We start from the raw sequence: 13,831 nt of genomic DNA, 5'->3' as shown, positions 1-13,831 counted from the left end.
GTCTTTTATCTTTTACTTTATAAAATTCTTTGCTATAGTGGGTATCCGGAAAACCTTCTCATTTCGCTTGGACTTTAGTGTAATCGCGATTTATGCTAAAATAGGTAGAATGAGTGAGGTAAGTCTTACGATATACTATAGAATAGGTGTGTGAAAATGAAACCCTTTATATACAATTTTACTTTAGAGGAACTACAAGAGTGGGCTGTTCAACAAGGAGAGTCAGCTTTTCGTGGGGGTCAGATTTTTGATTGGTTATATGTTAAGAGAGTGAATTCATTTGAGGAAATGAGTAACCTCTCAAAGGAGTTACGTCAAAAGCTAGAAGATCATTTTGACTTCGTGACGTTGAATGAAATTACGAAATTTGAATCGAAGGACGGAACGGTTAAGTTTCTATTCGGCCTTCATGATGATCATGCGATTGAGACAGTTGTTATGAAACATAACTATGGCAACAGCATTTGTGTAACGACTCAAGTCGGTTGTAGAGTTGGATGTACCTTCTGCGCTTCCACGCTTGGAGGCTTGAAACGGGATCTGACTGCGGGTGAGATTGTTGCTCAAGTTGTACAGGCCCAGAGAATTTTGGATACCCGTGGAGAACGCGTAAGCAGCATTGTCATCATGGGAACAGGCGAGCCATTTGAAAACTATGAAGCAACGATGAAGTTTTTGCGGATTATGATTCACGAAAAGGGCTTGAACATTGGACAAAGACATATTACTGTATCTACAAGTGGTATCGTTCCAAACATTTACAAGTTTGCGGATGAAGGTACACAAATTAATCTAGCTATTTCGATTCACGCACCAAATGATGCGCTCCGTTCCAAGTTGATGCCAGTTAATCGTCGTTTTCCTTTTGACGATGTGATGGAATCGCTCAGATATTATATCGCCAAAACAGGGCGAAGAGTTAGCTTTGAGTACGCGCTAATCGGAGGTGTTAATGACCGTCCAGAGCATGCAGAAGAACTTGCTAATGTGCTGAAGGATATGCTCTGTCACGTCAATTTAATTCCAGTAAATCATGTGCCAGAGCGGAAGTATGTAAGGACTTCGAGAAGTGATATTTTTCAATTTCAACGCATATTGGCGGATAAAGGCATCAATGTAACGATCCGTCGTGAGCAAGGGCATGATATTGCGGCTGCTTGTGGTCAATTACGTGCGAAGCATATGGAGTCTGGCGAGTCTAGTGCGAGGTGATGGAGTTTGATTAGAACGGTTTATGTAAGTGATGTAGGACGTGTTCGCTCGGTAAATGAGGATAGTACCAAGGTTGTTCATATGGAGCAAGGTTATGTGCTAGGGATCGTTGCTGATGGGATGGGTGGACATCAGGCGGGAGATACGGCCAGTCAGCTTGCGGTACAGACGATTGTACAGGACTTAAGTTCTCTACCTGTTGGTATAACCCTAGAGGACTGCGACAATGCATTGAAGCAGGCTATTCTGCATGCCAATGAAGTCGTATTCCGTAAATCTCAGGAACATGTAGAATATCACAACATGGGAACTACAGTCGTTGCTGTTCTTCTGAAGGGCCAGGCGGGAGTCATTGGCCATATCGGCGATAGCCGGGCTTATTTATTCCGGCAGGGAGAAGTAGTCAAATTAACTGAGGATCACTCGTTGGTTAACGAACTCGTGAAGAGTAAACAGATTACTGAAGAGGAAGCTAGTGTTCATCCACGTCGAAACGTTCTTACAAGAGCGCTCGGTACGGATGAACAAGTGACGGTTGATATGGATCCGCTCACGATGGAGCCAGGGGATATCTTACTGTTATGTAGCGACGGCCTCAGCAATTACGTAACAACTGTACAAATGACCCAGACGCTCAGCTCGAATTTTCTATCTTTGGATGAGCGTGCAATTGGTCTGCTTCAGCTTGCACTGAATGCGGGGGGCGATGATAACATTTCGGTCGCCTTATTAGAATTTCATGAAGAAGCTGGGTCAAGCATAAAGGAGTTGAATTCATGATCGGGCACGAATTGGGTGGTCGTTATCAGATTATTGAACGGATTGGTGGAGGTGGAATGGCGCTTGTATATAAAGCGCGTGACATTCTGCTGAATCGCAATGTGGCCATTAAAGTTCTGCGCCAACAATTTGTGAACGACGAGGAATTTATCCGTCGCTTTCGCCGTGAAGCACAGTCTGCGGCTTCCTTGTCGCATTCTAATATTGTAAGTGTATATGATGTGGGCCAGGAAGATGAGGTTCACTATATTGTTATGGAGTGTATTGACGGTCAGAATCTAAACGAGATTATTAAAGAACGTGCGCCACTGCAGATTGAAGAAGCGGTGCGAATCGCCTCACAAATTGCTGACGCACTGGATCATGCCCATCATAATGGAATCATTCATCGAGATATTAAGCCTCATAACATACTTATCGGACGTAATGGACGGGTAAAGGTTACTGATTTTGGTATTGCTCGGGCTGCAACCTCATCAACGATTACGCAAACAGGATCGGTGGTTGGCTCAGTGCATTATTTCTCACCGGAGCATGCTAAGGGCGTGGCGACGGGTGAGAAGTCTGATCTATATTCACTTGGAATCGTACTTTATCAAATGTTAACAGGACGCCTCCCATTCCTTGGTGAGAGTCCCATTAGCGTTGCTCTGAAACATTTGCAAGAGCACTTTGATGAACCACGCATGGTGAATCCGATGATTCCACAAAGTGTGGAGAACGTTATTTTAAAATCGATGCGCAAAAATCCTGAAGAACGTTACCAATCGGCACGGGAAATGCTGCGTGACTTAGAAACTTGTCTGCTTCCAGAGCGGCGGTTGGAATCAAAAATGGCATTTATAGATGATGAGGATGAAGATAGTACTCGTGTTATACCTGCTATTAAGCCTCAGGTAAGGAACTCTGCGAGCTCACAGAAACTCTCGCGAGACTCGCAATTTTCCGAAGAACGTGGTAGCAAAGAACCTAATAAGTCTTCGTGGCGCAAGCCAGTGCTATGGGTGAGTCTGACGGTCTTATTATTATTAGCTTTGGTTGGAGTAGCGTGGTATGTCAAAGCAACATTAACTATTCCAGAGGTTAAGGTTCCGAGCGTAATCAACATGCAGGAAATAGAAGCTACTACTCTTCTGTCCGAGATGGGCATCGAGGTTGATAAGGTTAATCGTATATACAAAGAGGGTATAGAAGAGGGTATAGTTTACGATCAAAGTAAGCCTGAAGGTACCTCTGTTAAAAAAGGATCAAACATTGAACTGACGGTCAGCACCGCTAAGCCGCTCTTAAAAATGCCTTCGCTTACCGATGACACTTTTGAAGATGCTAAAGAGAAGTTGGTTGCGCTTGGTGTAGGTAGGGATAACATCAAGAAAGACGAGCAATTCAGTAAGGACGTAGAAGCTGGGAAAGTTGTTGGACAAAATCCAGAAGCGAATACCGAATATGACCCTGCTATAGTTGAAGTTGTATTGACAGTTAGCAAAGGTCCGGAAGATGTGGTTATGCCAGATCTGGTTAATAAAACGCAGGCTGAAGCTGAAGCTATACTTGCTGAGCTGGATCTAACAGTTGCTAAAGATGGGATCAAGAATGAACCTAGCTTCGAAATTGAGGCGGGTAAAGTTACTGCCCAATGGCCATATTTACCGAACGCTCCAGTGACGCCAGGATCGAAAGTAAATCTCACAATTAGTTCTGGTTATCCGCCGGAGGCTTTAGAATACACTTTTCAACTTCCGGTTGCTCCAGCTGAGGTAGGTAAGAAAAGTACAGTGCGTGTTGTATACAGCGATGCAACTGGAGATAATCAAGAGTGGGGCACCAAAGGCATTGGGAAGGAACAGTATCTCTCCATTAATTTGATTCTGGCTCCTAACAAGAACGGAGTCGTTTCGGTAGAAAGGGATGGTATTCCACTAGCGACCTATTCGATCTCGTATTTTGATGCCAAACAGGGTACTGTGCCTATTCCAGATATGCCTACAAGCGCAACGGAAGAAGATCCTATGGACTGGAACGAAGAAGGTAATTCGGGTAACGGGTTATGAGACATGAAAGTGAGGCCGGCATATATGCCTGAGGGTTTAATAGTTAAGGCATTAAGCGGATATTATTATGTAAAACCCGCTGTTTCAGCTGGAAATGGTACTATCCAATGTCGAGGACGCGGTATACTTCGGAAAAACGGGGTAACTCCCCTTGTAGGAGATCAGGTTCGCTATTCTTTAACGGAGAATGGGGAGGGCATGGTCGATGAGGTTTTGCCTCGGATTACGGAGTTGATTCGTCCACCAATCGCAAATGCGAGATTGGCAGTGCTACTCTTCTCCCTTCGGGAGCCTGATTTAAATCTTCAGTTGCTTGATAAATTCCTTGTTCACATCGAGCATGCGGGACTTCGTACGCTCATATGCCTCACGAAGAGGGATCTTCTGAAGCAGCAGGAAGAGAATGATCTGACCCATGATATAACGAAACAAACAGCTGATTTGTATAAAAGTATCGGTTATGACGTTATCGTCACGAGCTCCAAAACAGGGCTGGGAACAGAGGAAGTGAAATCCCGATTAGCTGGAGAAATTAGCGTCTTCTCAGGCCAATCGGGCGTTGGTAAATCCTCGTTACTGAATGCGATGTTACCTGAGTTATCACTGGAAACAGCGGAAATTAGTATGAAGCTTGGACGCGGGCGTCATACAACCAGACATGTTGAATTAATGGAACTTACGAACGGCGGATACGTTGCCGATACACCAGGGTTCAGCCAGCTGGATTTTATGGAGATTGAGGCAGATGAATTGTCTAGCTGCTTCATAGAATTCCAATCATATGCTGAAAACTGTAAATTTCGTGGTTGCAGCCATCTACATGAGCCAGGTTGTAAGGTTCGACAAGCACTGGAAGCTGGCGAGATTGCAGCGAGCCGGTATGAACATTATTTGCAGTTCCATGAAGAAATGAAAGAAAAAAAACGGAGGTATTAACTTCATGACGAACATTAGTATTGCACCTTCTATTTTATCCGCAGATTTCGCTAAATTGGGCGAGGAAGTTGCCGAGGTGGAACGCGGCGGAGCCGATTGGATCCACGTTGATGTGATGGATGGTCATTTTGTACCTAATCTGACGTTCGGTGCGCTAGTAATGGAGTCGATCGCTCCCCATACGAAGTTGCCGCTGGATGTACATTTAATGGTAGAGAACCCGGAATTATATGTTCCTGCCTTTGCTAAAGCCGGGGCGCACATGATCACGGTTCATGCGGAAGCCTGTGTGCATCTGCATCGTGTATTGCATTTGATCAAGGAGCATGGGGTTAAGGCTGGAGTTGCCATCAATCCAGCTACACCAGTGTCTGCAATCCGTGAAGTATTAGAAGATGTAGATCTGGTACTGATCATGACAGTTAATCCTGGCTTTGGAGGACAAGCTTTTATTCCGGGAACGCTGCGTAAAATCACAGAGTTGCGTGAATGGAAGCAAGAGCACGGCATCGATTTCCACATTGAAGTGGACGGGGGCGTTACTTCTGCAACTGCACCACTTGTTGTAGAAGCTGGGGCTGATGTGTTGGTTGCTGGAAGTGCGGTGTTTGGTAAAGTTGATCGCCGGGCTGCGATGGCTGAAATTCGTGATAGTGTTACTTTGCCTCGGTAATTTTTTTATTCAGGAATAACGCGTGCTTTCCTATGTATGACAAGTACTTCTACTCGTCCGGGTGGAATAGGGATAGCATGCGGTGCATACAATGGGTTACATGAGAGGTTCTCATGTAGCCTTCTTTTTTTGCGACGAGAATACACGAGTATAGGGCTTGTGACATAGAATAGGCTGAAGGCATGAGAATGATGGGGAGGGTAAATAATGAAATTTTACACATTCAAGCTGCCTAAGTTTTTGGGGGGATTTGTAAAAGCCGTTCTGAACACATTTCACAAAAACTAAGGACCACCGTTTGGTAGGTGAAGCGGTAGGGGCGCGCGCGGACTTCTCTGCCATCACAGTTTGCGGCGCTCGCCCGCGAAATGCGATGTGGGGATATGGGAGCATCAAAAAAGCACCTCTAATTAGAAAAGGTGCTTTTTGTCTATATGCTTATTCCCACCATTACACGCGGGTCAGTTTACCGGATTTCAAAGCCCGAGTGCTGACGTATACGCGTTTAGGTTTACCGTCTACTAGAATACGGACTTTCTGTACGTTCACGCCCCAAGAGCGACGATTGCGATTGTTTGCGTGTGATACATGGTTACCTGTACCTTGAGTTTTACCAGTCACATAACATTTGCGAGACATTCATTACACCTCCTGTTCAATTACACCTGTCTTGAGAATAACAGTTATTTATTCATGCATAGTTATTGTTCAAGCCGGCATTCTACCAGTTGATTTCCTTCATCAATGCCAAATAGGCAGAGGAAACCTCATAAAACAATACTAACATATAATATCATAGTAAAAAAAGCGCCGTCAACTGATCATTAAATTTAATTTTGATCTCATGCAGTTCTTTTATTTATTTCTCCTTGTTCTTATAGTACAATATGGTTTAGTCCATAATAATTTCAAGGGAGGAGTGAATGCAGTCGTGACTATAAAACTGAATACCGAATATGGACAAATCAATATATCGGATGAAGCAATAGCGGTTATCGCTGGATCGGCCGCCATGGAATGTTATGGACTAGTGGGAATGGCAAGCCGAAAGCAATTTAAAGATGGTTTCGCCGAATTGCTCGGGCGTGAAAATTTGACCCGGGGTGTGGAAGTTAACCTAGACAATAATCGATTATCAATTCATCTTTATATTATAGTCAGTTATGGTACAAAGATTTCTGAGGTTGCACACAACATTCAACTAAAAGTGAAGTACGTATTAAATGAAGTCGTTGGACTCGATGTGGATAAAGTTAGCATTTCAGTCCAAGGCGTACGTGTATCAAGCTAGGAAGGGGAATTCTCAATTGAGTAAGCGTTCTCTAAATGGAACAGATTTTACCGCCATGGTACTTGCCGGAGCGGAACGGCTTGCAGCGCATGCCGAACACGTCAATTCTCTTAATGTGTTCCCGGTTCCTGATGGGGATACGGGAACAAATATGAATTTGACGATGACAGCTGGCGTGGCCGAGCTAAAGAATAATGGATCAGGAGGCATAGGCAGCCGCTCGGGCACTTTGTCCAAAGGCTTGCTGATGGGCGCAAGGGGGAACTCTGGCGTTATTTTGTCTCAGTTATTCCGCGGTTTCGGCCGATATGCTGCTCCATACGAAGAGTTAAATACAGTTCAATTTGCTGCTGCATTGCAGAGTGGAGTGGACACCGCCTACAAGGCGGTTGTGAAGCCCGTAGAAGGTACGATTCTTACCGTAGCCAAGGAATCTGCTAAGCACGCTGTTTACTATGCCAGACGGACAACAGATGTTGTAGAACTAATGACGGAAGTGTTGGCAAAAGCACAGGAGGCTCTCGCGGGCACACCTGAATTACTGCCTATACTGAAGCAAGTAGGTGTCGTTGATTCTGGTGGACAGGGACTTGTATATATTTATGAAGGATTTATGGAAGTATTGACTAACGGTAAGCTACCGACACATGTACAGGCTGAAGGACAAGCCTCAGCTCCAGTATCTTCACCGGTTTCGACAGCGCCGCGTGTGGTTTCACATGTTCCGCTATCGGCTCAAGCGCGCCTTGAGACGGAGGATATTGAATTTTTATATGATATGGAGTTTTTCATTAATCGCCAACTAGGTGATGTTAAAGGTGTACGCTTCGATGAAGACCAATTCCGTAAAGAGTTATCCAAAGATGGGGATTCCATTATTGTGATTGCGGATGACGAAGTCATCAAAGTACATGTGCATTCCAAACAGCCTGGTGAAGTTATGAATCTGGCACTGCGTTATGGAGAAATTACTCAGATTCATATTCTGAATATGCGTGAGCAACACCGTGATCTATTATCGGCAGGTATGGACGCTGCTTCTATGCCAGAATTATTCGCGGATATCCCTGCGGAGCCAGTCCGTATTGCAGAATCGGCTGAGCTTCCAGCGCATGAACTAGCACCATATGGGTTTATCGCCGTTGCATCTGGACAAGGAATTTCAGATATCTTCACTAGTTTGGGTGTGGATGTTGTTCTGTCTGGAGGCCAGACGATGAATCCAAGCACAGAGGATTTCGTTAAGGCGATTCATTCTATTTCAGCAGAGCATGTATTTGTATTACCTAACAATTCGAATATTATACTTGCTGCTCAGCAGGCGAAGGATCTTCTTGAAGGCGAACGGAGTATAACTGTTATTCCGAGTAAGAGCATTCCACAAGGGATAGCTGCGGCATTTGCTTTCCAAGAGGAAGAGCAGGTAGAGAGTAACAGTGATAACATGCTGACTGCCGTTAAGAATGTCAAAACAGGACAAGTAACTACTGCAGTTCGGGATACGGTATTTGATGATCTAGAGATTACGGCTGGACATTATATCGGGATTGCTGATTCCAAAATCGTAGCTACCGAGTCAGGTTTATTGGAAACGAGTCAAAAGCTAATCGCAAGCATGCTAGCTGATGGCGATGAGATCGTTACTGTGCTGGCTGGCGAAGAAGCCACTGACGAGATGACCGAATCTCTTACAGCTTGGATTGGGGAAAATTATCCCCAAGTGGAAGTAGAGACGCATACAGGCGGTCAACCTATATATTATTATTTATTTTCTGTTGAATCCTGATTGGTCTTGAAATCAGTGAAATACTGAAAGGATGGAGATCCAATGAGTCAGGTCGTTATTGTAGCCGATAGTACGGCGGATGTCCCGCAGGCGATGCTTTCTGAATATGGTATTCATATTGTTCCAATGAGAGTCGCATTTGGAGAGGAATCTTTTCTGGAGGGCATAGAAATTACTGCGGAGGATTTTTACGACAAGCTGACGAAGTCGCGCGACTTACCAACGACTTCTCAGACGTCTCCATCCCAATATGTTGAAGTTTATCGGAAGTTCATGCTGGATATTCCCGGCGCTTCGATCATCTCAATTCATCTCTCATCTGGTATGAGCGGAACGTATCAAGCGGCTTTATTGGCCAAAGATATGCTGGAAGAAGAGTTGGGTGAAGAACTCGATATTACCGTGATTGATTCCTTGTGCGCTACATACGGATTTGGTTTGCAAGTGGTTCATGCGGCTAGATTGGCTAAGCAGGGGCTAGCAGCTAAGGACATTGCCACTCAGGTGATTGATTTAGGTAAGCAGCGTAGACTTTATTTTCTAGTGGATACGCTAGAATATCTACAGAAGGGCGGTCGCATTGGGAAAGCAGCGGCGATTGTCGGTACACTTCTTAATATTAAGCCTATTCTTTCAGTGGATGGGGAAGGCGTTATATATGCGGTAGATAAGGCACGAGGTCGTAAGCGGGCTGTTGCCCGTGCTATCGAATTGTTTATTAAAGATTTCGGAGATCATAAGGACCTGAATGTAGCGGTATGTGATGCTGTTAATCCGGAAGGAACGGAAGAGTTCCTAACGTTGATGGCAGAGCACTTTACCCTACACGAAGTGGTTCGTACGAGTATCGGAGCCGTTGTAGGCACACATGTCGGACCGGGCACGTTAGCAGTGTTCGTGTGGCCAGCTTAAGTGGGGGAACGATATGAATTTAACAGAAATACCAGTTAAGCAAGTTAATGGCGTGAGCGCTCTGAAAGCCGGAGAGCTTCACGCCTTTGGCATCTCTACGGTAAATGATTTGATTGAATATTATCCATATCGTTATGAAGATTATCGACTTCGCTCGTTAGTTGAGGTTAAGGATGGAGATAAGATAACGGTACAGGCAAAAATAATGGGTGTTCCCGTACTACAACGATATGGGGGCAAATCCAGATTAAGCTGTAAGATGGTGGCGGAGGACTGGATGTTCACGGCCACATGGTTTAACCGTCATTTCTTGAGAGACCAGCTAACGGCAGGTCGGGAAATCATTCTGACAGGAAAATGGGATCAACGGCGTAGCCAATTAACGGTGTCAGAATCAGAATTTCCGGATAAAGGAACGGTAAGAAGTGGGAGTCTTCAGCCTGTCTACTCGGCTGGCGGCAATATTACACAGGCTTGGATGCGCAAGAGTATTGGCCAAGCTTTGCTTCAATATGGAGAGATGATTCCGGAAATACTGCCGCAGGAACTTCTGGATGAATACAAGCTAATGGCTCGTAAACGTGCGATTCAGCGTATTCATCAGCCTCAAGATAATGAGGAAGGGCAGTCTGCTCGGCGGCGGATGGTATACGAGGAATTATTTCTGTTCCAATTGAAGCTTCAGGCCTACAGGGCAATGAATTATGAACGTATGGATGGTGTGCGTCATGAATTCGAAAACTCGACGATACGTGAGTTCGTTCGTAGTTTGCCTTTTGAGTTGACGGATGCACAGAAGAAGGTAGAGCTAGAAATCCTGCAAGATATGCGTTCCTCGTTCTGTATGAACCGACTGTTACAAGGAGATGTAGGCTCTGGTAAGACAGTAATTGCGGCAATTGCATTATTTGCTGCGGTGAAATCAGGGCATCAGGGTGCATTTATGGTTCCTACTGAAATTTTGGCAGAGCAGCATGTCCGGTCGTTGTCCAAACTTTTTGAACCATTTGGAATTTCTGTAGGCCTGCTTACAGGAAGCGTTACGGGGCGAAGAAGGAAGGATTTACTGGGATCTCTACAAATGGGATTGACGGATATCGTGGTAGGTACGCATGCACTGATTCAGGAGGATGTATTCTTTCGTTCACTGAGTATGGTCGTGACAGATGAGCAGCACCGCTTTGGTGTGAACCAACGGAGTATTCTGCGACGTAAAGGTTTCAATCCCGATGTGCTGACGATGACGGCAACTCCGATCCCACGGACACTAGCGATTACGGCATTTGGTGATATGGATGTCTCTACACTATCGGAGCGTCCGAAGGGGCGCAAGCCGATCTCGACCTATTGGGTTAAGCAAGACATGATGGATCGTGTGCTTGGCTTTATCTCGCGTGAAGTATCGCAAGGGCGTCAGACTTATCTTATCTGTCCGTTGATTGAAGAATCGGATAAGCTGGATGTACAGAATGCTATTGATCTGTACGTGATGATGGGACAGGCCTTCCCAGATTTCAAGGTTGGGCTACTGCATGGGAGAATGACCTCAGCTGAGAAGGAAGAAGTTATGCGTGGCTTCTACGATAATGAGGTGCAGTTACTCGTTTCGACGACGGTTGTAGAAGTTGGAGTAGACGTGCCGAATGCAACATTGATGATTATCATGGATGCGGATCGTTTCGGCCTCTCTCAGCTTCATCAGTTGCGGGGTCGTGTTGGCCGGGGTGAGCATGAGTCCTATTGCGTGCTTATCGCCGATCCTAAGTCGGAGGTAGGGCGTGAGAGGATGAAGGTTATGACGGAGAGTGACGACGGCTTCGAAGTGGCTAGGAGGGATCTGGAGCTGCGTGGTCCTGGTGACTTCTTCGGTACGAAACAGAGCGGTGTACCGGAATTTCGCATCGCGGATATGGTTAGTGATTTCGCTGTGTTAGAGACCGCGAGAGATGATGCCGCTCGGTTGGTGCGAGAGCCCTCCTTCTGGACATCACCACAATATGGACCGCTACGGAGTTTTCTAAAGAGGGAGCAAATCTTACAAGGTGAGTTAATCGATTAGTTTTCTTTCTGCCCGGCACTAAATACAGTCTTTCCGTCATATATTAGAGAAGGTCTCCAAGTGACGGGAGGTGTTGAGTAGTTTTGGCGAATTATCAACAATATGGAATCAGTCCACAGTTAGTAGAGCGGATCAAACTCAAAATGAAAAATCCAGCAGTAAAGGAACGGGTCAAAAAGCTTGTAGACGGATTGACCAAATCAGATTTGCAGGATCGCGCAAAAGTACGTCGACTTGTTAAGTCGTCGACAAAGCTGTTAAGTGAACAGTTAACTGGGGCGCAGGAGGAGCAAATTGTACAGTTTGTGATCGATCAGAAAATCGACCCGCGTAATACACTCCATCTAATAAAATTATGGGGTATGTTCCGGTAAGGGCAGGGATACTTATTTTATAAGCACATCATCCCAAAAGGATGGTCAGAGTTACTCTGGCTGTCCTTTTCCTTTTATCACACTTAAATGCTGCAAGTTTGAGAAAAATAGGTAGCTCGTAATATTAGGGCTGTTATAAATTTCTTGTTTGGTATATACTTTTTATATCGACATGACAGTAGGTCAAAAGAAAGAAGGGCTGATACATCCAATGACTCCGCGAACGAGAGAGCAGAACGAAGAAATAAGGCGAATTCGAATGACCCAAATTGTTAAGTCGGCCGCCGACGTTTATCTCGATAAAGGCATGCTCATGGAAATTCGAGATGTAGCCCTTGAGGCAGGTCTTGGATATGGAACGGTCTATCACTATTACAAGAACAAAAACGATCTACTCCATGATCTGTTGTGGCAGGCTATGGATCGGGCCGCTGAATGGATGTATGGTGTAGCAAAACAGGGTAACTCTAATCCATGTGAGTTTAAAGACACTGTTGTTTCACTTATGGAATGCTGGGCAGAGGATCATGCCTTATATTTGTTATGTAAAATGAGTATCGATGATTTTCGTTCATTGTCTGGGGAACAGGCTGAGTCACTTGTTACAGCTTATCAAGAGAAGGTGTTCATACCTTTGGCAAGCTTAATCGCACATGAAACCTCATTACCCTTACTAAATGCGAAAAAGAGGGCTCAAATGCTACTTGCCTCTTTGATCGGATGCTCCTTACCTTCCCTCAGACAAGGAAGCTTACAGCAAGATGCCAAAGATATCGCTGATTTTCTGTTAGAGGGCCTAATTCAGCGTAAGAAAGTGCAAATTTAAGGAGTGAAACGAAGATGATTATATTGAAATCACCAAGAGAAATCGAAGAAATGAGACCGGCGAGCCAGATTGTGGCAGACTGTCACCGAGAGATTGCTAAGATTATTGAGCCTGGGATTACCACGCTCGAAATTAATGATATGGTTGCTAGGCATATTGTAAAATTAGGCGGGAAGCAGTTTACGAAAGGGTATAATGGCTTTCCTGCTGAAACATGTGCTTCTGTTAATGATGTGGTTGCCCATGGTTTTCCGTCACGCAGAAAATTAGAGGATGGCGACATTGTTACAATCGATATCGTGGTCGAATACAATGGCTGGTTCGGTGATTCGGGTTGGACTTATGCCATTGGCCAAGTGAGTCCGGTTGCAGAGAAGCTGATGAAGGTTACGAAGGAATGCCTATATATCGGGATTGAGAAGGCGTTACCCGGGAATCGTCTGGGTGATGTGACTTCAGCCATTCAAGCTCATGCGGAATCCAATGGTTTTTCAGTCGTACGTGACTTGCTGGCACATGGAATCGGTAGAAGTTTGCATGAAGAGCCGAATTATGAGCATGTAGGCATTGCTGGTAAAGGAATCCGGTTGAAGGAAGGTATGGCCATGACTATTGAGCCGATGATCAACGAAGGAACGTATCGGATCACGATCGATGATGATGAATGGACAGCGAGAACCGCTGATGGCAAGCTATCCGCACAATATGAACATACCATTGTTATTACGGGCGATGGTCCACAAATCTTAACGGCCCAATAAGATCATAGGACAGACAATCGAGGAGATCGTTCGCGAGCGTAGCTGGTGAACGGTCTTTTTTTTATTCCATAGTTAAATGGTATCTATAAATAAGGATTGACCAAGGTCATTCTTTGCGAGAGAATGTACGCGTGCACATAAGTGGAAAGGATGATCTATATCTCAACTCG

Annotated in this window: 14 protein-coding genes; 13 read left to right on the top strand and 1 reads right to left on the bottom strand. The window is 45.0% G+C overall.

Translation table 11 applies throughout. The features are described 5' to 3' along the window. Window positions 1-156 precede the first annotated feature (156 nt). The 6 genes from rlmN to spoVM all read left to right on the top strand — a co-directional run bounded on the left by rlmN (window position 157) and on the right by spoVM (window position 5,940). Complete coding sequence (gene rlmN, locus NST85_RS19250) at window positions 157-1,212, top strand: 23S rRNA (adenine(2503)-C(2))-methyltransferase RlmN (protein WP_127191028.1); 1,056 nt, start codon at window positions 157-159, stop codon at window positions 1,210-1,212. Between the two features lie 6 nt (window positions 1,213-1,218). Continuing rightward, entirely contained in the window at window positions 1,219-1,992 is a 774-nt protein-coding gene (locus tag NST85_RS19245; RefSeq protein ID WP_341190116.1) for a Stp1/IreP family PP2C-type Ser/Thr phosphatase, read from the top strand. Continuing rightward, complete coding sequence (pknB, locus tag NST85_RS19240) at window positions 1,989-4,043, top strand: Stk1 family PASTA domain-containing Ser/Thr kinase (RefSeq protein WP_341190115.1); 2,055 nt, start codon at window positions 1,989-1,991, stop codon at window positions 4,041-4,043. The genes NST85_RS19245 and pknB overlap by 4 nt, the downstream gene beginning before the upstream one ends. Window positions 4,044-4,067: 24 nt before the next feature. After that, the gene (gene rsgA / locus NST85_RS19235; RefSeq protein ID WP_341190114.1) at window positions 4,068-4,979 is read left to right on the top strand and encodes a ribosome small subunit-dependent GTPase A; all 912 of its coding nucleotides are present in this window, start codon (window positions 4,068-4,070) and stop codon (window positions 4,977-4,979) included. A gap of 4 nt (window positions 4,980-4,983) precedes the next feature. Beyond that, window positions 4,984-5,652 carry a ribulose-phosphate 3-epimerase gene (rpe, locus tag NST85_RS19230; protein WP_127191024.1) on the top strand — a complete coding sequence of 223 codons (669 nt, stop codon included), beginning with the start codon at window positions 4,984-4,986 and terminating at the stop codon, window positions 5,650-5,652. A 207-nt stretch (window positions 5,653-5,859) separates the two neighbouring features. Then, window positions 5,860-5,940 carry a stage V sporulation protein SpoVM gene (spoVM, locus tag NST85_RS19225; protein ID WP_036621610.1) on the top strand — a complete coding sequence of 27 codons (81 nt, stop codon included), beginning with the start codon at window positions 5,860-5,862 and terminating at the stop codon, window positions 5,938-5,940. Window positions 5,941-6,102: 162 nt separating this feature from the next. Here the strand turns inward: spoVM and rpmB are convergent, their stop codons facing one another. After that, on the bottom strand, window positions 6,103-6,291 hold the full coding sequence (gene rpmB / locus NST85_RS19220; protein WP_127191023.1) for a 50S ribosomal protein L28: 189 nt from the start codon (window positions 6,289-6,291) through the stop codon (window positions 6,103-6,105). A 292-nt stretch (window positions 6,292-6,583) separates the two neighbouring features. On the opposite strand from rpmB, the gene NST85_RS19215 reads away from it, so the two are divergent. The 7 genes from NST85_RS19215 to map all read left to right on the top strand — a co-directional run bounded on the left by NST85_RS19215 (window position 6,584) and on the right by map (window position 13,661). Then, window positions 6,584-6,943, top strand: a complete 360-nt coding sequence (locus NST85_RS19215; protein WP_127191022.1) for an Asp23/Gls24 family envelope stress response protein — start codon at window positions 6,584-6,586, stop codon at window positions 6,941-6,943. Window positions 6,944-6,959: 16 nt separating this feature from the next. Further along, window positions 6,960-8,729, top strand: coding sequence for a DAK2 domain-containing protein (locus NST85_RS19210; protein ID WP_341190113.1), 1,770 nt, complete (start codon window positions 6,960-6,962; stop codon window positions 8,727-8,729). Between the two features lie 42 nt (window positions 8,730-8,771). Continuing rightward, the gene (locus NST85_RS19205) at window positions 8,772-9,641 is read left to right on the top strand and encodes a DegV family protein (protein ID WP_341190112.1); all 870 of its coding nucleotides are present in this window, start codon (window positions 8,772-8,774) and stop codon (window positions 9,639-9,641) included. Between the two features lie 13 nt (window positions 9,642-9,654). Then, the gene (gene recG, locus NST85_RS19200; protein WP_341190111.1) at window positions 9,655-11,700 is read left to right on the top strand and encodes an ATP-dependent DNA helicase RecG; all 2,046 of its coding nucleotides are present in this window, start codon (window positions 9,655-9,657) and stop codon (window positions 11,698-11,700) included. A gap of 83 nt (window positions 11,701-11,783) precedes the next feature. Continuing rightward, the gene (locus tag NST85_RS19195; RefSeq protein WP_127191018.1) at window positions 11,784-12,074 is read left to right on the top strand and encodes a stage VI sporulation protein F; all 291 of its coding nucleotides are present in this window, start codon (window positions 11,784-11,786) and stop codon (window positions 12,072-12,074) included. 211 nt (window positions 12,075-12,285) lie between these two features. Continuing rightward, a complete protein-coding gene (locus tag NST85_RS19190; RefSeq protein ID WP_307396073.1) occupies window positions 12,286-12,900 on the top strand; it encodes a TetR/AcrR family transcriptional regulator in 615 nt (204 codons plus the stop codon). Window positions 12,901-12,914: 14 nt separating this feature from the next. Continuing rightward, a complete protein-coding gene (gene map, locus NST85_RS19185; protein ID WP_341190110.1) occupies window positions 12,915-13,661 on the top strand; it encodes a type I methionyl aminopeptidase in 747 nt (248 codons plus the stop codon). Window positions 13,662-13,831 lie beyond the last annotated feature (170 nt).

Origin of the sequence: Paenibacillus sp. FSL K6-2524, from assembly GCF_038005525.1 — a bacterium.
Classification (GTDB): domain Bacteria; phylum Bacillota; class Bacilli; order Paenibacillales; family Paenibacillaceae; genus Fontibacillus; species Fontibacillus anaericanus.
Note: the sequence above shows the minus strand (reverse complement) of the source record. Positions and strands in the feature narration are given on the sequence as shown.

Bases quoted from the DNA above. Each gene is read 5' to 3' on its own strand.
- rlmN (WP_127191028.1), top strand. From the start codon at position 157: ATGAAACCCTTTATATACAATTTTACTTTAGAGGAACTACAAGAGTGG.
- pknB (WP_341190115.1), top strand. From the start codon at position 1,989: ATGATCGGGCACGAATTGGGTGGTCGTTATCAGATTATTGAACGGATT.
- rsgA (WP_341190114.1), top strand. From the start codon at position 4,068: ATGCCTGAGGGTTTAATAGTTAAGGCATTAAGCGGATATTATTATGTA.
- rpe (WP_127191024.1), top strand. From the start codon at position 4,984: ATGACGAACATTAGTATTGCACCTTCTATTTTATCCGCAGATTTCGCT.
- spoVM (WP_036621610.1), top strand. From the start codon at position 5,860: ATGAAATTTTACACATTCAAGCTGCCTAAGTTTTTGGGGGGATTTGTA.
- rpmB (WP_127191023.1), bottom strand. From the start codon at position 6,291: ATGTCTCGCAAATGTTATGTGACTGGTAAAACTCAAGGTACAGGTAAC.
- NST85_RS19205 (WP_341190112.1), top strand. From the start codon at position 8,772: ATGAGTCAGGTCGTTATTGTAGCCGATAGTACGGCGGATGTCCCGCAG.
- recG (WP_341190111.1), top strand. From the start codon at position 9,655: ATGAATTTAACAGAAATACCAGTTAAGCAAGTTAATGGCGTGAGCGCT.
- NST85_RS19190 (WP_307396073.1), top strand. From the start codon at position 12,286: ATGACTCCGCGAACGAGAGAGCAGAACGAAGAAATAAGGCGAATTCGA.
- map (WP_341190110.1), top strand. From the start codon at position 12,915: ATGATTATATTGAAATCACCAAGAGAAATCGAAGAAATGAGACCGGCG.